General features: G+C 42.6%; 19 protein-coding genes and 1 riboswitch. Of the genes, 12 read left to right on the top strand and 7 right to left on the bottom strand.

Annotated features, from left to right (window positions below; all coding sequences use genetic code 11):
- Positions 1–8: 8 nt before the first annotated feature.
- Both C6Y02_RS01325 and C6Y02_RS01320 read right to left on the bottom strand, forming a co-directional pair.
- The gene (locus C6Y02_RS01325; RefSeq protein WP_007500236.1) at positions 9–881 is read right to left on the bottom strand and encodes a metal ABC transporter permease; all 873 of its coding nucleotides are present in this window, start codon (positions 879–881) and stop codon (positions 9–11) included.
- Positions 881–1624: a metal ABC transporter ATP-binding protein gene (locus C6Y02_RS01320; RefSeq protein WP_106030495.1), complete on the bottom strand. Its 744-nt coding sequence runs from the start codon at positions 1622–1624 to the stop codon at positions 881–883. Before C6Y02_RS01320 ends, C6Y02_RS01325 begins: the two co-directional genes overlap by 1 nt.
- A gap of 428 nt (positions 1625–2052) precedes the next feature.
- Between C6Y02_RS01320 and C6Y02_RS01315 the strand changes: the two genes are divergently transcribed.
- The 7 genes from C6Y02_RS01315 to C6Y02_RS01280 all read left to right on the top strand — a co-directional run bounded on the left by C6Y02_RS01315 (position 2053) and on the right by C6Y02_RS01280 (position 10332).
- Positions 2053–4152: a heavy metal translocating P-type ATPase gene (locus C6Y02_RS01315; RefSeq protein WP_106030727.1), complete on the top strand. Its 2100-nt coding sequence runs from the start codon at positions 2053–2055 to the stop codon at positions 4150–4152.
- Between the two features lie 140 nt (positions 4153–4292).
- A complete protein-coding gene (locus C6Y02_RS01310) occupies positions 4293–4979 on the top strand; it encodes a DsbA family protein (RefSeq protein ID WP_060597713.1) in 687 nt (228 codons plus the stop codon).
- Positions 4976–5389, top strand: coding sequence for a disulfide oxidoreductase (locus C6Y02_RS01305; RefSeq protein WP_060597297.1), 414 nt, complete (start codon positions 4976–4978; stop codon positions 5387–5389). The genes C6Y02_RS01310 and C6Y02_RS01305 overlap by 4 nt, the downstream gene beginning before the upstream one ends.
- A gap of 146 nt (positions 5390–5535) precedes the next feature.
- Positions 5536–6147, top strand: coding sequence for a trimeric intracellular cation channel family protein (locus C6Y02_RS01300; RefSeq protein ID WP_003212961.1), 612 nt, complete (start codon positions 5536–5538; stop codon positions 6145–6147).
- Positions 6148–6468: 321 nt separating this feature from the next.
- On the top strand, positions 6469–8484 hold the full coding sequence (locus C6Y02_RS01290; RefSeq protein ID WP_034659982.1) for a Na+/H+ antiporter: 2016 nt from the start codon (positions 6469–6471) through the stop codon (positions 8482–8484).
- Between the two features lie 63 nt (positions 8485–8547).
- Complete coding sequence (locus C6Y02_RS01285; RefSeq protein WP_060597712.1) at positions 8548–9417, top strand: ROK family protein; 870 nt, start codon at positions 8548–8550, stop codon at positions 9415–9417.
- A gap of 69 nt (positions 9418–9486) precedes the next feature.
- Positions 9487–10332 (top strand): aldo/keto reductase, encoded by an 846-nt coding sequence (locus C6Y02_RS01280; protein ID WP_034659979.1) that lies wholly within the window; start codon positions 9487–9489, stop codon positions 10330–10332.
- Between the two features lie 40 nt (positions 10333–10372).
- On the opposite strand, the gene modB is transcribed toward C6Y02_RS01280, so the two are convergent.
- The 4 genes from modB to C6Y02_RS01260 all read right to left on the bottom strand — a co-directional run bounded on the left by modB (position 10373) and on the right by C6Y02_RS01260 (position 14433).
- Complete coding sequence (gene modB, locus C6Y02_RS01275; protein ID WP_106030494.1) at positions 10373–11038, bottom strand: molybdate ABC transporter permease subunit; 666 nt, start codon at positions 11036–11038, stop codon at positions 10373–10375.
- On the bottom strand, positions 11038–11814 hold the full coding sequence (modA, locus tag C6Y02_RS01270; RefSeq protein WP_106030493.1) for a molybdate ABC transporter substrate-binding protein: 777 nt from the start codon (positions 11812–11814) through the stop codon (positions 11038–11040). The genes modB and modA overlap by 1 nt, the downstream gene beginning before the upstream one ends.
- A 151-nt stretch (positions 11815–11965) precedes the next feature.
- On the bottom strand, positions 11966–13816 hold the full coding sequence (locus C6Y02_RS01265) for an LTA synthase family protein (RefSeq protein WP_066030417.1): 1851 nt from the start codon (positions 13814–13816) through the stop codon (positions 11966–11968).
- A gap of 125 nt (positions 13817–13941) precedes the next feature.
- A complete protein-coding gene (locus C6Y02_RS01260; protein WP_060597293.1) occupies positions 13942–14433 on the bottom strand; it encodes a metal-dependent hydrolase in 492 nt (163 codons plus the stop codon).
- Positions 14434–14604: 171 nt separating this feature from the next.
- On the opposite strand from C6Y02_RS01260, the gene C6Y02_RS01255 reads away from it, so the two are divergent.
- The 3 genes from C6Y02_RS01255 to C6Y02_RS01240 all read left to right on the top strand — a co-directional run bounded on the left by C6Y02_RS01255 (position 14605) and on the right by C6Y02_RS01240 (position 17158).
- Entirely contained in the window at positions 14605–15033 is a 429-nt protein-coding gene (locus C6Y02_RS01255) for a MarR family winged helix-turn-helix transcriptional regulator (protein ID WP_034659971.1), read from the top strand.
- Positions 15034–15115: 82 nt separating this feature from the next.
- Positions 15116–15259 (top strand): small acid-soluble spore protein SspJ, encoded by a 144-nt coding sequence (sspJ, locus tag C6Y02_RS01250; RefSeq protein ID WP_034659969.1) that lies wholly within the window; start codon positions 15116–15118, stop codon positions 15257–15259.
- Between the two features lie 121 nt (positions 15260–15380).
- Positions 15381–15559: riboswitch (Lysine riboswitch) on the top strand.
- 192 nt (positions 15560–15751) lie between these two features.
- Positions 15752–17158, top strand: coding sequence for an amino acid permease (locus C6Y02_RS01240; RefSeq protein ID WP_060597291.1), 1407 nt, complete (start codon positions 15752–15754; stop codon positions 17156–17158).
- A gap of 36 nt (positions 17159–17194) precedes the next feature.
- On the opposite strand, the gene C6Y02_RS01235 is transcribed toward C6Y02_RS01240, so the two are convergent.
- Entirely contained in the window at positions 17195–18133 is a 939-nt protein-coding gene (locus C6Y02_RS01235; protein WP_106030492.1) for an iron-hydroxamate ABC transporter substrate-binding protein, read from the bottom strand.
- 259 nt (positions 18134–18392) lie between these two features.
- On the opposite strand from C6Y02_RS01235, the gene C6Y02_RS01230 reads away from it, so the two are divergent.
- Together C6Y02_RS01230 and C6Y02_RS01225 are read left to right on the top strand one after the other, a co-directional pair.
- Positions 18393–19445, top strand: a complete 1053-nt coding sequence (locus C6Y02_RS01230) for a FecCD family ABC transporter permease (RefSeq protein ID WP_106030491.1) — start codon at positions 18393–18395, stop codon at positions 19443–19445.
- Positions 19446–20468, top strand: a complete 1023-nt coding sequence (locus C6Y02_RS01225) for a FecCD family ABC transporter permease (protein WP_034659961.1) — start codon at positions 19446–19448, stop codon at positions 20466–20468.
- Position 20469 lies beyond the last annotated feature (1 nt).

The following is a 20469-nucleotide window of genomic DNA, read 5'->3' as shown; positions in this document are numbered from 1 at the left end:
TCCTCCTTTTACATAGACGCTTCCTTTTTTAGCTGCGTTCGTTTTCGTTTAGATTTTAATGATCTCCATAGAATTCCTTGCTTTGGTGAAAAGATAAAGGCACTCCCGAATAAAATGGTCGCGACCAGCACGATAGAAGCGCCAGACGACAAGTTATACGTAAAACTAAGCCCAAGTCCCACGACGGCAGAAACTGCACCGAAAAAAGCAGATAAATAAATCATGATCCATAGCCGGTCTGTTAAGAGATAAGCAGTGGCTGCCGGCGTAATAAGCATGGCAACGACAAGAATAATCCCAACAGTTTGCAGTGACGCAACGGTCACAAGGGTCAACAAGGTCATGAGAAAATAATGGATCATTCGATTCGGTAAACCGTAAACCGAAGAAATGACCGGATCAAATGAACTAATGAGCAGTTCTTTGTAGAAAACGATAACAGCCAGCAGGATAAAAATGCCGATGCCAAGTGTAATCCACATATCAGATGACCGAACAGCTAGGACGTTTCCAAACAAGATATGATATAAATCACTGGAACTTTTCAAAAATGTGATTAAAATGATTCCGATTGAGAAAAAGGCGGTGAAGACAATGCCGATGGCAGAGTCATTTTTAATGCGGCTGTTTTGACTCACGTATCCGATCCCAATTGCTGTTAACACTCCAGTTAAAACGGCCCCGAAGAAAAAGTTAATTCCCAGCATATAAGAGATGGCGACACCTGGCAGCACTGCATGCGAAATGGCGTCTCCCATCAGGGCCATGCCCCGTAAAATGATAAAGCAGCCAATGACCCCGCAAATAATGCCTACCATGACGGATGTAAATAACGCTTTTTGTAAAAACGCATATTCAAAGAGTCCGGTTAAAAATTCCATTACACGTCTCCTCCTGCTGTTTTTAAGAATGGTAGCTGCGTTTCATATGCCTCCAGCATGACCTCTGGGCGAAGGATGTCGTGTACAGGTCCAGCTTTGATGAGTTTTTTATTTAACAGAACGAGATGGCTGAAGTAATCATCGGCTTTACTTAAATCATGATGGACAACCAAAATGGTTTTTCCTTCATCCCGTAATTCTTGCAAAATGCGAACCATCGTTTCTTCACTTGCCATATCAATCCCAACAAACGGTTCATCCAAACAGAAGAGCTGTGCGTTTTGCGCAAGTGCTCTTGCAAGGAAGACACGCTGCTGCTGACCGCCGGATAACTCACCAATCTGTCTTTTGGCAAAGTCCTGCATGCCGACCTTTTCTAAACAGTGGTACGCATATGCCCTGTCTTCTTTTTTCGGACGTTTCATCAGGCCAAGCTTCGGATATGTTCCAAGTAGCACGGTATCCAGCACATGAATAGGAAACGTCCAGTCTAGATCATTTCTCTGTGGTACATAGGCGATCTGTTTTCTGACTTGTTTAAAGGGCTGTTCAAAAAAGCGAATATCCCCTTGGTCTTTTTCAATTAAATCCAAACATGCCTTGAGTAAAGTCGATTTACCGGCACCATTTGGACCTATGATTCCTGTCATCGTTCCTTCCTGTATGGAAAGAGAGATGTTCTCTAATGCATCCTGCCCGTGATATGAGACATGAAGACGGTCGATTGTTAAAGCATTTGGCATGTCTTGCGGCCCCTTTCAATCATCATTGCACTTCCTAAAGATATATGCATACATTAAATAATTTTGACTAAAGGATGAAATGATTCTCTAATGCTAATTTGTTTCCTTAGGGAAACTTTTATTTCATTCTAAGTGTATGTCCTTCTTTTGTAAAGAGAAAAGCTGCACTTTTTCTGTCAGAGGTCAAACGATCGTTTTTATGTTATGCGGGGAGCGGGGGACATGAGCTTGGATTATTGAAAATCCATGTGGCAGGATTGGGCATAAAAAAACCAAACATTTGCTTATAAATGATTGACAGCTGATCAGAACTCCTCATATAATAAAGATAATTCAATATATGAATATGTGCTCATATATAATATCCACAGCAGCTGATAGGTTTGATTGAATCAGGGAAGGCTACTTATAAAGAAAAAGGTGAGAACATGAAAAAGATGAAGGATGAATACGTATTAAGCGGTCTTGATTGCGGCAACTGTGCACGTAAAATAGAAACAGGTGTCAGCAAAATGGATGGTGTTGAAGCTTGCTCTGTTAATTTTGCGACAGGCACATTGACTGTTACGCATGCAGATAAGCAAGAAACGATGTCAAAGCGCATTGAAAAAACCGTTCAGTCCATTGAACCTCATGTGAGTGTATCACCGAAAGAAGAAGGACATCATCACGATCATGATCATGGGACGAAAAATTTAAAAACGATTGTGCTGAAATTAATTGGCGGTGCAGTCATTGGAACAGCAGCTTTCTTTATACCTGAAGATGGTGTATTAAAGTTCATTATGTTCTTCGCAGCATATTTACTAGTCGGCGGTGATGTGGTTTTTAAAGCGCTGAAAAATATCGTGCGCGGCCAAGTATTTGATGAGAACTTCTTAATGACGATTGCAACGGTTGGTGCTTTTGTCATTCAGCAATATCCAGAAGCGCTTGCTGTCATGCTGTTTTACCAAATTGGAGAGCTCTTCCAAGGGGCGGCAGTGAACCGTTCAAGACGATCAATTAGTGAATTAATGAATATACGTCCAGAATACGCGAATCTAAAAGTAGGAAATGAAACGAAAAAAGTGAATCCGGAAGAAGTAAAAGCCGGTGACCGTATTGTCGTGAAGCCAGCTGAAAAAATTCCGCTGGATGGGCTCGTTGTTGAAGGCTTCTCGCTCGTAGATACATCTGCATTAACAGGGGAGTCGGTGCCGCGGGATGTAGAAGCGGGAAAAGAAGTTCTTGCAGGATTTGTGAATCAAAATGGTATACTTGAAATTGAAGTGCAAAAAGAGCTAAGTGAATCGGCAGTGACGAAGATTTTAGATTTGGTTGAGAATGCGAGCAGCCGAAAAGCACAGACAGAAAATTTCATCACAAAGTTTGCAAAATATTATACACCGGCTGTCGTCTTGCTTGCCTTATTGCTTGCCTTTATGCCGCCGCTTTTCATTCCATCGGCACAATTGTCTGACTGGGTGTACCGGGCACTTGTCTTTCTCGTGATCTCTTGTCCTTGTGCTCTTGTTGTGTCCATTCCATTAGGATTTTTCGGGGGAATTGGGGCAGCTTCTAAACGAGGCATCCTTGTGAAAGGCAGTAACTATCTAGAAGCATTGAATTCTGTGAGATATGCTGTATTTGATAAGACGGGCACACTCACAAAAGGAAACTTTACGGTGACCAATATCGTCACAACCAGTGACAAGTGGTCAGAAGAGGAGCTGCTTTCTTTTGCAGCACTGGCAGAAGCCCATTCCTCACACCCTATTGCAGAATCGATTAAAGCGGCATACAGCTCGCCGCTTGATGAAAGCCAGATTGAAGCATATGAGGATATCGCGGGACATGGAATTAAAGCGACCATTAGCGGTTCCCATGTCTTAGCGGGAAATCATCGCTTGATGGAGCGAGAAGGCATTGCGTATGAAAAAGAAAAAAGAAGCGGAACCGTTGTGTACATGGCGATTAACGGTGAGTTTGCCGGATCGATCTTGATTGCAGATGAATTGAAGGATGATGCAATCGAGGCCGTTTCTGCTCTAAAAGCGTCTGGTATTCAAACCGTCATGCTCACTGGTGATGCTAAGCAAGTCGGAACTGCGGTCGCCAAGCAAATTGGTATCGACGAAGTACATGCAGAATTATTGCCGCAGGATAAAGTAACGAAATTAGAAGAAATTGATCAGAAAAAAGCGCCTCAAGAAAAACTGTTATTTGTTGGGGACGGCATTAATGATACACCTGTATTAGCAAGAGCAGACATAGGAATTGCAATGGGCGGGCTTGGATCAGATGCAGCTGTCGAAGCGGCTGATATCGTCATCATGACGGACCAGCCATCAAAGGTAGCAGAAGCCATCGCTGTCGCGAAACGAACAAGAAGGATTGTATGGCAGAATATCGCATTTGCCCTTGGTGTCAAAGGCATTTTCCTATTACTCGGTGCATTCGGTATTGCGACCATGTGGGAAGCCGTCTTCTCGGATGTCGGTGTCACCGTACTCGCTGTTTTAAATGCCATGAGGGTCATGAAATAAAATTGTAAGGAAAATTTCATGAATACCATCTTTCATAATCGACCCCCTCTTGTTAAAATAGAAGAAGTTGGATAATGGCATTTTTCTAAGCTATTATCCTTTTTTTTTTAAGGAATGAAAAAGATAAGGTAGGTGCTTATGTGAGTAAGAAAAATAATCAATCTTCATCCATTAAATTTGCTGTCATTTTAACCATCATCGCAGCTCTTCTCATCGGTCTATTTGTTGTGATTGGGAACAAGAACAGCCAAGAAGCACAAACAGTTGACAGTAAGCCTTCGATTAAAGGACAGCCTGTCATAGGGGACAAAAACGCAGCGGTGCAAGTCGTTGAGTTTGGGGACTACAAATGTCCGTCATGTAAATCATTTGAAACAGACATTTTCCCAAAGCTGAAAGCAGACTACATAGATAAAGGCGATGTATCCTTTTCATTTATTAATTTACCACTGCCTGTTCATGGAGATGGCGCAGTGTTAGCAGCACTAGCTTCTGAAGAAGTGTGGAAAGAAGATCCAAAAAACTTCTGGGCATTCCATGAAGCTGTCTATCAAGCACAGCCAGATAGTGAAGCAGAATGGGTTACGCCTGCTAAGCTGACTGAACTAGCGAAAAAGACAACAAAAATTGATACGGACAAACTCAAAGATAACTTATCAAAGAAAACGTATCAGCCGCAGCTGAACACAGACGATCAGCTTGTGAACAAATATAAAGTGAATTCAACACCAACGATTTTGATTAACAATAAACAAGTTCAAAACTTTTATGACTATGATGAAATCAAAGAATTAATTGATCAAGAGCTCAAAGGGAAAAAATCATGAAGAATAAGCTCATTTACTTATACAGTGCTTGGATTGTCTCTATCGTTGCGACGATGAGCAGCCTGTATTTAAGTGAAATAAAGAAGTTTATCCCATGCGATATGTGCTGGTTTCAGCGCATTTTCATGTACCCGCTCGTGCTCTTACTTGGAATTGCTACGTTCCGGGGCGATGTCAAAGTGAAGTATTACGTACTGCCTTTGGCTGTGATCGGTGCTGGCTTTTCCATCTATCATTATATGGAACAAAAGATCCCGGGCTTTGCGTCGATTCGTCCTTGCTTAAGCGGCATTCCTTGTTCCGTTGATTATCTGAACTGGTTTGGTTTTATTACCATTCCACTATTGGCTCTCATTGCATTTATTCTTATCATCCTCAGTATGCTGCTGTTAAATGCAAAAGAAGATTGAGAGATAGCCTGCTTTTAAGCGGGCTATTTTTTATTTTTGCAAAAAGATAAAATTTAAAGAAAATTTGTATTGCTTTTCGCTTATGTCAGATATACATTAAGGGAGTAGTGTTAGATGATCAGATCATGTAAGGAGATAAGCGGAAAATGGCATGGGAAGTCTTAAGTATCATTGGTATTATCGCATTCGCCATTAGTGGTGCGATAGTAGCAATGGAGGAAGAGTACGATATTCTTGGTGTGTACATTTTAGGGATTGTGACAGCATTTGGCGGTGGAGCGATTCGAAATCTATTAATCGGTCTTCCGGTGTCTGCTTTATGGTCACAGGGCAAAATGTTTACCATTGCTCTTGTATCCATTACGATTGTGTTTCTTTTTCCAAAGCTTTTGCTCAAGCACTGGAGCACATGGGGGAATTTCTCGGATGCGATTGGTTTAGCAGCGTTTGCGATTCAAGGTGCATTATTTGCTGTGCAAAGAGAGCTTCCGCTCAGTGCGGTCATTGTGGCAGCCATTTTGACTGGAAGCGGAGGCGGAATTGTGCGTGATTTATTGGCAGGGCGAAAGCCGCTTGTGCTAAAAGCGGAGATTTACGCAGTTTGGGCAGCACTTGGCGGCTTACTCGTAGGACTCGGTTTAGCACAAGGAGAGATTGCTTTGTATTTGCTGTTTCTCATCCTTGTCGTATGCAGGGTTTGTTCCTACCTATTCAAATGGCGGCTTCCCGCTAGGTCTTATTTTCTAAATAAAGGGTAAAACGAGAAAAGAGCGGTTTCGCTCTTTTTTTTGTGTTTGATACGAGCTGGATGTCAGCAGGTAATGGAGTTTTCGTGTAAAATAAAAGCAGGGTCTTTTTGTTCATCATTGGAACAATACATGGGATGAAAATTTTGTCAGCTGGCTGAATATCTGGATTCAGCTTTTTTTGCCTAGATGGATTGTTATGTGTTGGTTTCACATTTTGCGGAATACTAAAGAAGCACCTATGATCGGACGGATGAATCAACATGGAATGAACACATCTTTGCATGTAAGCAAAACTTGACGAAAAAATTAAAATAGGAGGGACACGTACTAGTGGAGATTTTTTTGGCAGTGCTCGTATTACTAGCACTCATCGCATCATCTAATATTATCAATCGTTTTGTCCCCTTTATTCCAGTCCCGTTAATTCAAGTGGGCTTAGGAATATTGGTGGCGGCTTTTCCTTCAGGTTTACATATTTCTTTAAATCCCGAACTATTCTTCGTTTTATTCATTGCGCCGCTGTTATTTAATGACGGGAAGCGTACCCCAAGGGACGAGCTGTGGAAATTAAGAGCGCCGATTCTTCTGTTAGCCCTAGGGTTAGTATTTGCGACAGTCATTGTAGCAGGATATACCATCCATTGGATGATCCCAAGCATTCCGCTTCCAGCCGCATTTGCGCTTGCAGCGATTTTATCACCGACAGATGTGGTAGCAGTAAGTGCTCTTTCCAGCCGTGTGAACATGCCAAAGGGCATCATGAGACTGCTGGAAGGCGAGGGATTGATGAACGATGCATCAGGACTTGTCGCTTTTAAATTTGCTATTGCTGCAACGGTGACTGGCGCTTTTTCGATTGCTGAGGCATCCTTTAGCTTTGTCCTGATTGCCGCAGGCGGTCTATTGACTGGATTTATTCTATCCTTTTTTATCATTCGTTTCCGCTATTTCCTCCGCCGGTTAGGAATGGACGATGTCACGATGCACATCATCCTGCAAATCCTTACACCATTTGTGATCTATTTAGCAGCGGAAGAAATCGGTGTGTCCGGAATTTTAGCGGTTGTAGCGGGTGGTGTGACACATGCCATTGAGCAGGATCGAATGGAAGCAAATTTAGCCAAACTGCAAATTGCTTCATCAAACACATGGAATATTATTTTATTTATTTTAAACGGACTTGTTTTCGTTATCCTTGGATTGCAGATTCCTGATGTATCGACGGTCATTTTCCAGGATGAAGCCTTTAATAATATGCAGGTCATCAGTTACATCTTAATCATCACGCTGTGTCTTATGATCCTGAGGTTCTTATGGGTATGGCTGTTCTGGGCAGGGAATTGGAGTGCAACGAAAAAGCAAAATGTGAAAAAACCGAAGCTTCGCGCCTCGATGCTCATGACATTCTCTGGTGTTCGTGGGGCTGTGACATTAGCCGGTGCCTTCTCCATCCCATTTACACTTGCGGACGGATCACCGTTTCCTGAACGGCATTTGATTATTTTCCTCGCAGCAGGCGTCATCTTATGTACACTCATTTTAGCTAGTGTGTTACTGCCTCTTTTATCTGAGAAAAAAGACAAGCAAATCGCTGTGGATTTGGATACAAAGATTCAGCATGCGAAACGGAAGCTGCTAAGAAGTGCCATTAAAACCTTAAGAGAAGGAATGAATGAAGACAATAGGGAAGTGTCTCTTGCACTCATCAATGATTACCGAATGAAGCTGCGCAATATCCAGCGTGAACCGTATCAATTCGGGATGAGAAAACAAGAGAGAAAGATCAGGCTGCACGGAATCAAAGCTGAGCAGATGAAGCTGCAACAGCTCATTGAGGAAGAGAAAATCGATAAAGAAGAAGCCTATGAGCTGCAAGAAAGATTTCATGAGCTAGAAATGCTGTATTCAAACTCCTTCAAAATCCGTTTTTCAAAAGTGAAGTTTCTGCGCTTGCTTCAATGGCTCCAATTATGGCGGCCGAATCAGCACGTTTCCAGCGGCATTTTAGAAAACGAGGGCTCGTACAAACAAATCCGTAAGAAAACGGCTGAGGCTGCTGTGGACTCGATCAAACAGCATATGACCGATGAAAATAAACAAACGTGTCATCAAGTGATTGGTTTTTACAACCAAGTCATTTATCGATGTGAACACGGTCCAAGCTTCTTTCAGCAAAAAGACCGTTCATTTGACCGGAAGAAAAAAGAGCTTAACTTCCAAGCTGTACAGACAATACGAAATGAAATTCAAACTCTGTATGAAGATGGTGAAATCAATCGTGACATTGCCCATCATTTAAGGGAGTATATCAATGACATGGAAGCTGTTCTCCTGACTAATACGTAATGTTGTGATCTTCTCCCCTATGTTTTATGATGAAGAAAGAGAACAAGCAGGGGGAGATCAATGATGGCGTATTATGGAGCAATTGAAGCTGGCGGTACAAAGTTTTGTTGTGCAATCGGCAATGAGCATGGGGACATTCTCGAGGAAATGACGATTCCAACAGAGCACCCAGAAAAAACATTACAAAAGCTCATTCCATTTTTCGAGCAGCATGACATTGAAGCATTAGGGGTCGGCTCCTTTGGACCAATCTGTGTTCAAAAAGACGATCCTTCTTACGGTTATATCATGAACACGCCGAAAGTAGAGTGGAAGCATTACCCGTTCATTCCAGAACTAGAGAAGCAATTACGGGTCCCAGTATCCTTTACAACAGATGTTAATGCGGCAGCCTTAGGTGAATTAACAAAAGGAGCAGCCAAAGGGCTGAAAAGCTGTATGTATATCACGGTCGGTACGGGTATCGGTGCTGGCGCTGTTGTAAAAAACGAACTTCTTCACGGTCATTCGCACCCAGAGATGGGGCACATCCTTGTCAGGCAGCATGAATCAGACCCGTTTGAAGGAGTCTGCCCAGCGCATGGGACGTGTTTAGAAGGACTGGCAGCTGGCCCAGCGATTGAGAAAAGGTGGGGGAAATCTGCCAAAGAGCTCACGGAGGAAGAATCAGTTTGGGCACTTGAAGCTGATTATTTGGCTCAGGCGCTGATGCAGTACTCGCTCATTTTAAGCCCAGAGCGCATCATGATGGGCGGGGGTGTCATGAAGCAAAAGCAGCTGTTTCCACTGATTCGAGAGAAGCTTGCTGCTTATCTCAATGATTATGTAGACCTGCCGCCGCTTGATACATACATTGTCTCTCCTGGACTTGAGGACAAGGCCGGCATGACAGGTGCTTTGCTGTTAGCCATCGAAGCGAAGAAAAACGCCTGATAATAGAGTTTTAATGGACAACGTGAGATAATGAAAAAGATGGAATCTATGAAAAAGGTGGTTGTTAAAATGGTCAAAAGCTTGAATGATACCGTAACACTGAATAACGGAGTGGAAATGCCTTGGTTTGGTTTAGGTGTATTCAAAGTGGAGGACGGCAATCAAGTGGTAGATGCCGTAAAAGCAGCCATACGAAACGGATACCGCAGTATTGATACGGCTGCCGTTTATAAAAATGAGACAGGCGTAGGCAAAGCGATTAAAGAATCTGGCGTGAAACGAGAAGACTTGTTCATTACGTCTAAAGTATGGAACACGGATCAAGGCTATGACAAAGCGCTGGCTGCGTTTGACGCAAGCTTGAATCGATTAGGTCTTGATTACTTAGACCTCTATTTGATTCATTGGCCTGGCCCAAATGCAGATACATTTAAAGACACATGGCGTGCGCTTGAGACGCTTTACAAGGATGGGAAAGTGAGAGCCATTGGCGTCAGCAACTTCTACATTCAGCATTTAGAAGAGCTGTTAAAAGATGCTGAGGTTGTTCCAGCCGTGAACCAAGTTGAATTTCATCCGAAACTGACACTTGTCGAACTGCGTCAATACGCAAAAGAAAAAGGCATTCAAATTGAAGCGTGGTCTCCGCTGATGCAAGGAAAGCTATTAGATCATGACGTATTGAAGGACATTGCTGCACGCTACAACAAATCTGTTGCGCAAGTCATCTTGCGCTGGGATCTGCAAAGCGGCGTCGTGACGATTCCTAAATCAATCAACGAAGAACGCATTAAACAAAATGCAGATATTTTTGATTTCGAACTATCCAAAGAAGACATGGAAAAAATCGATGCGTTAAACAATAACGAGCGCGTCGGCTCGAATCCAGAGACGATGACGGTTGGGTTTGAATAAATGAAAAAAATCCTCTTTCTCATATGAGAAAGGGGATTTTTTATGTACTGCTTCTGCGCACAGCCAAAAGCATAATAAAAGATAAGATCACAATACAAATCGTCCAGGCCCAAGCAAGTTCCATTCGTCCAGAGTCAATCGCCACATAGATAGCGGTTGGGAGTGTTTGAGTTTTTCCTGGGATGTTGCCGGCAAACATTAAGGTCGCTCCGAATTCTCCTAGGGCTCTCGCAAAGCTGAGGACGCTGCCAGACAGCAGGGAAGGCAGGGCAAGAGGTACCGTAATATAGGCAAAGACTTGGAATGAATGAGCACCATCAACTTTTGCAGCCCCTTCAATATCTGACTCAATTGTAGAAAAGCCCGCCTTTGCTGATTGATACATGAGCGGAAATGCCACGACTGTCGAAGCAATGACCGCCGCCCACCATGTGAAAATGACCGGCTGATGGAAGATCCATTCAATCGCGCTCCCTATTACACTATGTTTTCCGAATACGACGAGCAATAAAAAGCCAACGACTGTTGGTGGGAGAACGAGCGGCATCATCAGGAACGTTTCCACAATCATTTTCCCTTTAAAAGTTGTTCGCGTCATCCAAAAGCCGACCGTTGTGCCAAAAACAGTGGCCAACAGTCCGCTGACGATGGCCACTTGAATGGACAGCCAAATGGGTGATAGAAATTCTTCAGTCAGCATAGCCATTACGACACTTGAAAGCCGTATTTCTTAAAAATGGATTTGGCTTTATCAGATTGAAGAAATTGAAAAAAGACCTTGGCTTCCGTTAGATGTTCTGTCCCTTTTACAATCCCTACTGGATACATAATCGGGGAGTGCATGTCCGGATTTGCCTCAGCTGCAATCTTTACTTTTTTGGAAACGAGGGCGTCTGTTTTATACACAACACCTGCTTCTACATTTCCTGTTTCGACGTAGCTTAGGACTTGCCGCACATCCTTGCCGTAGACAGCATTCTTTTTCACTTGGTCCCATATGTTCAGTTGTGTGAAGATCTCTTTGCCATATGTACCAGCAGGAACCGATTCAGGTGTGCCAAGAGCAATCTTTCCTTTTACGTGCCGGACGTCTTGAAAGCTTTTAATAGAGGAAGAGCCATCTTTTGGCACAATAAGGACTAGCTCGTTTTGTATAGCGTTCTTGATATAATCTTGATCAATGTCTCCAGATTGAACAAGTTCATCGAAGGGCTCCTCAGCTGCTGAGAAAAAAAGATCCGCTTTTGCTCCTTGAGCGATTTGCTGCTTCAATGCGCCGGATGACCCGAAGTTATTCGTTAATGACACATTCGGATGTTGCTTGTGAAAGGAGGCTTCAATTTCCTTTAGTGCATCCTGAAGACTTGCTGCTGCTGAAATCACAAGCTCTGTTTTTTTATTCGAATTAGATGGCATCATCTCTGTTTGGCATCCACTCAGGAGCAAACATATGGAGATGAAGGCTAAGAATGTATACTTCATGTTCACACCTCTTATCATTCAATATCATGTGTTTCCCTTTATTATAAGCAAACTTATTTGAGCATTCATAGGCTTTCAGTAAAAAGAGAAAAGAAAAAGCCGCCAAATGGCGACTTTCAGCGTGAAGATAAAAGGGATCGTTTTATCCTGTTTACTTCTGATAAAAACGCAGCAAATTCCCATTGATCACTTTGTCTGATAAGGAAAGCTCTTTATTGGCTTTTTCGATATAAGGCTGACACACCTCATCCTGTTCAACAGGTTCTTTTGTTTTTTGATCATAGCAGGTGTTCTTTGTATAGAGATAATCATCTGTAATAAAGTTCCCGTTTCTCAGTACAGCGAAAGGCGTACGTTCATTTGAAAATAAATCATTGCCGAATTGAATGGCATCCTTCGTTTCAATCCCAAGTAAGTGAAGAAGTGTCGGCTTTACGTCCATTTGACCAGCTGTTTCAGAAATGGTCTGCGGTGCTTGATCCGTGACACCTGGAATGTAAATCAAAAAGGGTACCCGCTGCAGTTTGACCGCATCAAACGGCGTGATTTCCTCTTTATTGAGCAGCTGTGCCATTGCCTCATGATGTGCCTCTGAGATGCCATAGTGGTCACCCATGAGGACAAACATCGTATTGTTATACAATCCTTCTTCTTTCATACGGTCAAAAAACATTTTAACCGCTTCATCTTGATAGCGGACGGTCGTCACATAGCGGTTTAAAATGGTACTGGACGAATCATATTCATCAATAAACTGATCCTTCGGGTCAATTTCAAATGGAAAATGATTGGTCAGTGTAATGAATGTGCTGTAATAAGGCTGCTTCAACTTTTTTAAATGATCAATGGATTGATCAAAGAAGTCGATATCTTTTAAGCCCCAGCCAGTTGAATTCCGTTCATTGACATGATATGAATCGACATCATAAAAACGATCAATTCCAAGCGATTCATACATCACATCACGATTCCAAAACGTTTTATTATTCGCATGAAATTGGACGGATTGATAGTTTTCCTTTTTCAACTGCTTGTATAACGTGTCATATTCGTTGTCACTCGCTGTGAAAAAGACAGCGCCGCTGCTAGAAGGGTAGAGGGAATTAGCGACAATAAACTCTGAATCCGACGTTTTCCCCTGCTCTGTCTGCTGATAAAATTCATCAAAATAAAAACTCTTTTTAGCCAGTTGATTTAAAAAGGGAGTGATGGATTGTCCATTCACCTTTTGATTCATGACAAATTGCTGCGTCGATTCAAGTGAAATGAACACAACGTTCTTGCCTTTAGCAAGTCCAAAATACTCTTCGTTTGGTGCGCTGTAATCAGCCTTTGTGTAGTTTGCTACAGTAGAAAGCGTATCTTCATCTGCAAAGGCCTTTTGTCCAATGCGTGCCGTTTGGGCAGCACCGTCATACAGATGAAATTGGAAAAGCCCGAGGTTTCTGACAATGACTTCACGATCATAAGAGCTTGTCAGAAATCGAGGGTGATCCATCATAGCTGAGCTGACATGAAACAATAAGAAGCTGCAGCAGACCGCATAATACGTTTTGATCGTCTTGAATGACGCTTTTGGGGCTAATGGTTTGCGCTTGAGCAGCCATGCCAGTACCACAAAATCAATGAGCATCAGCACAAAGAGCGGGTGGAATAATTCCGTCATACTGCTGCCCATATCTCCCATGTTTTTCGCTTGGAATAACACGGGAATGGTAATGAAATCAATATAAAAACCATAAAAGATCGTATTCGAGATGAGAATCGCCGTTAGAATAAAATTTGCGGTCAATAAAAAAACCTTTTGGTTGGTTTCATTTAAAAAAAGAGCAATCCCAAACAAAGGGAGCAAAAAGCTAAGTGGATTGATCAAAAGCAGCCATTCATGAAACAGATTGGCCGTTCGTATGTGAAATCCGAATTGATAAATGATGTATGTTTTCATCCACATGAAAAGGATGGAATACACTAAAAACCAGTGATTTTTGAAAAACGCTTTCATTTATGTATCTCCTCACCATTCTGTATTCAGCTGCAAGGCAAAAACACTTATCTTAAACCTACTAAAAAAATGAGGAATGATCAATTCATATCCTGTCTTTTTCGCAAAACTCTTTTTTTATTCTGTTAGAACTGGATTGGGATGGATATGCCGCAGATGACGGCGATGTAATAGCAGGTGACGACGGTGAGAGCAGCTAGTACGACTTGTTCTCCTGTGCTGCCTGTTTTGACATAGAAGGGGAGACGCACTTTAATGGAAGCTGGAAATAAAAATTTAATGCCGTTCACTGTTCCAGCATCAAGGATAAGGTGGCTCGCCATTCCAACGAGTAAACCGGTACTTAAGCTGTCATTTGGAATGTATGTTGTCGCGAGAAAATAAATGATCAGCAGAAATAATAAACTGTGTGTAAACGTGCGATGACCGAACACGCTGCTGATTAGTGTCGAGAGCAGCGGAAATTTTCTGCCGATTTTACTTTTTGTATGGCAAAGATCGGGGATCAGAGCACCTGCTGATCCAGCTGCAGCCATGATGACTGGGTCGAGTCCGTAGTAGTAGGCGACGGCCGTTGAGGCGGCGATTCCGCCCATAATGTGTGTTTTTCCTGTCATGATGCGTACTCCTGTTCTATCTTTTGTTCAAGTACTCACTATATCAAGGGTGAATTCATTCAGCAAGGCTTATTTCTAAAGAAAAAGAGGACAAAAGGGTTGGCTGATTGGAAAAACATTCTATAATAAGGGGGAAGTCATGTTGATACTAACGATAAGGATGCGATTCGGATGAGTAATGCAGACATTTTAAAAGAAATTGTTCTCGTACATTATGAAGTCAGCCGTAAATTAAACCGCAAGTTACTTGAGTTAGAAAAAGACATCACGCCACCGCAGATATATGCTCTTTCTATTTTGATACAAGGCAAAGTATCACATGCCGAAGAGCTGAAACAAAGACTCTCCTTAAACCCAGGTGCAGCCTCCATTGCACTCAATAAATTATGTGAGCAGGGCTATATTCAGAGAGAACGTGACAAAGACGACCCCACGCTAGTCCGGTTAGAAGCTACGGAAAAAGGGGTAGCGATTTATGAAAAGCATACACGTCTTTTCGGAAAGGTGATTCAGCATATGATGTCAGACTTCACAAAGGAAGACTTAAAGACCTTTTTGACGTATTTGCAAAAAATGAGACAGACCTTCCATGATGATTGAGCCTTTCCACCTTGTATAATGAGGCGCACTGTAGCACAAATTAAACAGGCAACCGCATTTTATGAAAAGGGAGGAAACAGCGATGTCATTTTTCCAAAAGGATAAAAAGGCGAAAAGCGAGCAAGACCACAAGCAGGTTGATCAGCTGTTAGAAGAAGCAAGCAAAGAGCTAGCAGGCGATCCGCTTCAGGAAGCTGTACAAAAGAAGAAAAACAACGATCAATAAGCAGGTAATAGGCAGAGAAATGATTCTCTGCCTTTTTTCTATGTTTTTCCCTTTGACAGATGTGAGAATGTTTGATAACCTTCGTGTAGTAAAAATGAATAGAAATCCTCACGCTATGTCTCAGTGAGGTAGAGGTTGCGCGGATGATGAGTCACTCATGGGAGAGATGGAATCGAAGATCATGAGAAAAAAGGCATCAGCGCCGAAGTGTAGAGAGAGCTCCAACTTTCTTTATGCTGGGTCTGCATTGAATAAATGCAGGACTGCCACGTCTTTGAAGCGTGGAGGGCTATCCGGAGATCAAGGTGTATGTTTTGAAAAGCATGGACTGTTGTTCAGGCTTTTTTTTATGTTCTGAGTATCTAAGATAAGGGTATGCTGTTAAGAAAGTGACCCATGATGAACATAAAGAATACAAGTCATTGCTTCACGAATATATCAATGAAGATACTGCCGGGTCTGGTCCGAAGTGAATATAACGGAGGTACGGAAATGGAACAGACAAAAAAATGGGGTTTTTGGTTATTGACGGCTTTTGTCGTCGGAAATATGGTAGGGTCAGGCATCTTTATGCTGCCAAGTACACTTGCCCAGCATGCCAGTCCTTTAGGTGTGACGATGGCATGGCTTGTTACAGGTGGCGGTGTGCTGATGATTGCACTTGTTTTTGGGCATTTGTCCATTCATAAGCCGCAGCTGACGGCTGGACCACAAAGTTATGCAAGAGCGCTTTTTAACGATCCGAAAAAAGGGAAAGCGGCCGGTTTTACAATGGTTTGGGGATATTGGGTGGCAAGCTGGATTAGTAATGTCGCAATTATTACGAGTCTTGCCGGTTATTTAACGACATTTTTCCCTATTCTCACCGTGAAGACGGAGATTTTCACCTTTGGAAAAGAAGCGATCACACTTGGTCAGCTGACAACGTTTATTGTATGTACCATTCTTCTTTGGGGCACACATACGATCTTGATTACAAGCTTAAGTGCTGCAAGTAAATTAAACTTTATTACGACCTTTTCAAAGGTACTTGGATTCGTCCTTTTTATTGTTGCGGGATTATTTGCATTCCAAACGGCATTATTTGAACATTATTACTTCCCAGTTGCAGCAGAAGGCGAAGGAGTGCTCGGACTTGGAGGCCAAATTCATCATGCGGCCATTTCCACACTATGGGCATTTATTGGCATCGAATCAGCTGTGATTTTATCAGGGAGAGCATCCTCGCAGCGCGATGTGAAACGTGCAACGATTACAGGTCTTTTAATCGCACTTTCCATCTACATGATTATTACATTGATTACAATGGGCGTCCTGCCGCATGATCAGTTGCAAGGCTCAGATAAACCATTCGTTGACGTGCTTCAGCTCATTATTGGACCGGCTGGCGGAATAGTCATGGCACTGCTTGCGATCATTTGTTTATTTGGCTCGATGCTTGGCTGGATCTTACTTGGTTCAGAAGTACCGTATCAAGCAGCAAAGGCTGGCGATTTCCCAGCAGTATTTGCAAAAACAAACAAAAAAGGCAGTCCTGTTTTTGCTTTGACAGTTACAAATATCATGTCACAACTGTTTATTTTCTCAGTGATGTCCCGTACGATTAATGAAGCTTTTACCTTTTTAACGACATCAGCGACACTTGCGTATCTCATTCCGTATATTGTATCTTCGATCTATAGCTTTAAGGTCATCATGCAAGGTGACACGTATGATCTTCAAAAAGGGAAGCGAACAAGAGACGGAATCATTGCGCTTGTTGCGATGGGGTATTCCGCTTGGGTCATTATTTCAGGCACAGCTGATTTGAAAACATTTGGACTTGGGATCGGTCTGTTCTTAGTAGGTATTTTGCTTTATCCATTCATGTCAAAAGGATTCGCCAAAGGAACAGAATAAGGTTAACGTTTCTCCAGAAATGGAGAAACGTTTTTTTTATGATGCGGATGTTAATCGGTCCACAATAAACTCAAGCTGTCCTTCTAGTGACACTGGGTCATTAAAGAAGTACCCGACAGGATCGATTTCAAATACGTGTTTATTTTGTACAGCAGGCAGTGATGTCCAAATGCTGCTTTCATACACTTGGTCTCCTTTACTTTTTGAACCACTCCATGGACTAGTGAAAATATAGTCGCCTGCGTATTCTGGCAGCTTTTCAAGGGAAATATTTGCATAGCCGACACCGCTGTCGATAGCGTCTTTTTTAACTGCCTTTGGCGCACGTAATTTCAGCTCGTCATAAATAATTTCGCCTCCGCGCGCAAAGGTGTTTCCAAAGATATAAATACCTTTATCAAAAGGCGACACGATTGAAACGGTTTTGCTGCCGACCGCTTTTGTTACTTTAGGCTTTACCTCAGCTATTTTTGTATCCCATTTTGTGATCCATTCTGCTGCTTTTTTCGGTGTACCTGTCATTTTACCGAATTCTTTTAGCTGATCTTTAAAGGAATATTGATTGTATTTAATTGCAACGGTTGGAGCAATTTTTTTGTATTGATCAAATTTCTCGTCTTCTCCCCAAGCGATAATCATATCTGGCTTCAAAGCCGCTACCTTTTCGACAGAAGGGGTTGTTCCAAGGTTTTTGACACCATCCGTTTTTCCCTTATAGAAAGGGTTTTTAAAGATGGGTGCAGTTGCAGCAATTGGCGTCTTGCCAAGTGTCACGAGGTCTCCGTAGTAGCTTTCTGCCAGAAGCACAATTCGTTTCGGATCTTTAGGGAGTTTGACCTCACCTTTGACATCCTGATAGGTGATTGTGTCATTCTGGTTGGCGCCAGATTTTTTATTTGAAGTGCTGCCGCAAGCAGCTGTAAAAAGCATAAGAATGGCTAAGAAAATCAAAAGAAATCCCGATCGTTTTTTCACAAAGATTCTCTCCTATTCACTTTCTTTTGATAATGATTCTCAATTTCAATTATATCGTAACATGATGGGATGAAAAATGCATCGGCTATTTTAAGACCTAAAGAAAAATGGTAAGTTTCTCCCGGTTTTTTGATGAAAATAAAGAAAATGTTCAGAACAATGATTTCAAAAAGAAAAGAAAATGATATACTAGACTTCGAGATTGATAATCATTATCACTAATGAGGAATAGATATGAACGGAAAGGAAGAGACTGGTTTTGGGCTCACAATCGAATAAACAGCTGCCAGCCAAGGACGATGCAATGGATATTGTCACGAAGCCTTTTGGAACAGCAGCTGTTGTCATCATAGGAATTATCGCTTTAGCATTTGGTCTTTTTTTATCGGTATCATTAGGAGCGGCAAACATTCATCTACACACTGTATGGGAAGCCATTTTTCATTTTGATCCACAGCAAACTTCACATCAAATCATTCGGGAATTGAGGCTGCCGCGTACAGTTGGGGCTGCACTCGTCGGTGCCTTTTTAGCCGTATCAGGTGCCATTATGCAAGGGATGACAAGAAATGCGCTTGCGTCTCCTGAAATTATGGGCGTGACAAATGGCTCTGCATTTGCGATTGCTATAGCATTTGCGTTTTTCCCAGGCCAATCTTCTTTCACATTAATTCTTTGGTCATTTGCTGGAGCCGCACTCGGTGCATCTATTGTGTTTGGTGTCGGTACTCTGTCTAAGGGAGGACTGACCCCAGTGAAGCTCGCACTAGCAGGTACGGCGGTTGGAGCACTTTTAAGCTCCATCTCTTCAGCAATTGCCATCCGGTTTGATGTCGCTCAGGACATGAGCTTTTGGTATGCGGGCGGCGTGGCAGGTGTGAATTGGAGCAACATTCAGGTCATTATTCCAGTCGCCATTGCAGGACTTTTGATTGCGATGATCCTTGCTCGCTCGATCACTGTACTGAGCTTAGGTGATGAATTGGCTAAAGGGCTCGGGCAGTATACGAAAACGGTCAAGGTGCTAGGAATATTGGTCGTAATTCTTTTAACCGGTGCTGCTGTGTCGGTGGCAGGCTCAATTGGTTTTATCGGGCTTGTCATTCCCCATGTCACTAGATTCTTGGTCGGAGTGGACTATCGATGGATTATCCCTTGCTCAGCTATTTTAGGTGCCATTTTGTTAATTTATGCAGACATTGCTGCAAGGCTGGTCAATGCTCCATTTGAAACGCCAGTCGGTGCCATTACTGCGATTATAGGCGTTCCTTTCTTCTTATATTTAGCTAGACGTGAAAGGAGCGGAATTTAAATGGAAATGGTCCAGCAGGCAAAGAAAAAGAAATATAAACGAACGATGCTCATGATCTTTTTAGCCATCGTCGCGGTATTTCTGATTAGTTTAAATACCGGAGAAATTCGTATTTCTCCGATAGATACATTGAAAACATTTTTTGGATTCGGAAGTGAAATGGATGAGCTGGTGCTGTTCGAATTCAGACTTCCAAGAATGATCATCGCTTTACTTGTTGGTGCTTCCATCGCTGTATCAGGAGCTATCTGGCAAGGTGTTTCTCAAAACGGCTTGGCTGATCCCGGTATTCTTGGTGTGAATGCGGGTGCAGGATTTGCCGTTGTGCTCTTTATCTTTGCATTCCAAGGCACGATGTCGAACTTAGGTAATTTGACGATTTTTGTACTGCCGCTTTTCGCATTTGCAGGTGCAGGCTTTGCTGCATTTCTCATCTATGTGTTAGCGTGGAAAAAAGGCATCACACCTGTTCGATTGATTTTAACGGGAATTGGCGTTAATGCTGCGTTTTCAGCAGCAATTGTGGTCATTCAATTAAAAATGAGCCCAAATGATTTTAACCAAGCCATCGTGTGGTTATCAGGAAGCATTTGGGGCTCAAGCTGGACGTATGTCCTTTCTGTTCTGCCATGGATGCTCATTTTCCTTGTGTTAGCGCTTGTGAGAGCACGCTACTTAAATATCATGAATTTAGGTGACCAGCTGTCCTATGGCTTAGGGATTTCGGTTCATAAAGAAAGAAGCTTTCTGATGCTGATTGCCGTTGCATTAGCAGGTGCAAGTGTCGCTGTTGCAGGTAGTATCTCGTTCCTAGGGTTAGCCGCACCGCACTTGGCGAGAAAGCTTGTTGGGCCAAAGCATCAAGGAATGATACCGGCCTCCGCGTTGATTGGCGCACTGTTATTATTACTGGCAGATACACTTGGCCGCGTCATACTTGCACCATCAGAGGTGCCAGTTGGCCTTGTCGTTTCTGCTTTAGGCGCACCTTACTTCATTTACTTATTGATGAAAACGAACTAAT

This window comes from Bacillus sp. NMCC4, assembly GCF_002998555.1.
Taxonomy (GTDB): domain Bacteria; phylum Bacillota; class Bacilli; order Bacillales; family Bacillaceae; genus Bacillus.
This window is presented reverse-complemented; position numbering and strand designations above follow the sequence as displayed.

Coding starts and splice junctions, on each gene's coding strand:
- C6Y02_RS01315 (WP_106030727.1), top strand. CDS start 2,053: ATGAAAAAGATGAAGGATGAATACGTATTAAGCGGTCTTGATTGCGGC.
- C6Y02_RS01285 (WP_060597712.1), top strand. CDS start 8,548: ATGGCGTATTATGGAGCAATTGAAGCTGGCGGTACAAAGTTTTGTTGT.
- C6Y02_RS01280 (WP_034659979.1), top strand. CDS start 9,487: ATGGTCAAAAGCTTGAATGATACCGTAACACTGAATAACGGAGTGGAA.
- C6Y02_RS01325 (WP_007500236.1), bottom strand. CDS start 881: ATGGAATTTTTAACCGGACTCTTTGAATATGCGTTTTTACAAAAAGCG.
- modA (WP_106030493.1), bottom strand. CDS start 11,814: ATGAAGTATACATTCTTAGCCTTCATCTCCATATGTTTGCTCCTGAGT.
- C6Y02_RS01265 (WP_066030417.1), bottom strand. CDS start 13,816: ATGAAAGCGTTTTTCAAAAATCACTGGTTTTTAGTGTATTCCATCCTT.
- C6Y02_RS01260 (WP_060597293.1), bottom strand. CDS start 14,433: ATGACAGGAAAAACACACATTATGGGCGGAATCGCCGCCTCAACGGCC.
- C6Y02_RS01225 (WP_034659961.1), top strand. CDS start 19,446: ATGGAAATGGTCCAGCAGGCAAAGAAAAAGAAATATAAACGAACGATG.
- C6Y02_RS01300 (WP_003212961.1), top strand. CDS start 5,536: ATGGCATGGGAAGTCTTAAGTATCATTGGTATTATCGCATTCGCCATT.
- C6Y02_RS01320 (WP_106030495.1), bottom strand. CDS start 1,624: ATGCCAAATGCTTTAACAATCGACCGTCTTCATGTCTCATATCACGGG.
- C6Y02_RS01255 (WP_034659971.1), top strand. CDS start 14,605: ATGAGTAATGCAGACATTTTAAAAGAAATTGTTCTCGTACATTATGAA.
- C6Y02_RS01240 (WP_060597291.1), top strand. CDS start 15,752: ATGGAACAGACAAAAAAATGGGGTTTTTGGTTATTGACGGCTTTTGTC.
- C6Y02_RS01305 (WP_060597297.1), top strand. CDS start 4,976: ATGAAGAATAAGCTCATTTACTTATACAGTGCTTGGATTGTCTCTATC.
- sspJ (WP_034659969.1), top strand. CDS start 15,116: ATGTCATTTTTCCAAAAGGATAAAAAGGCGAAAAGCGAGCAAGACCAC.
- modB (WP_106030494.1), bottom strand. CDS start 11,038: ATGGCTATGCTGACTGAAGAATTTCTATCACCCATTTGGCTGTCCATT.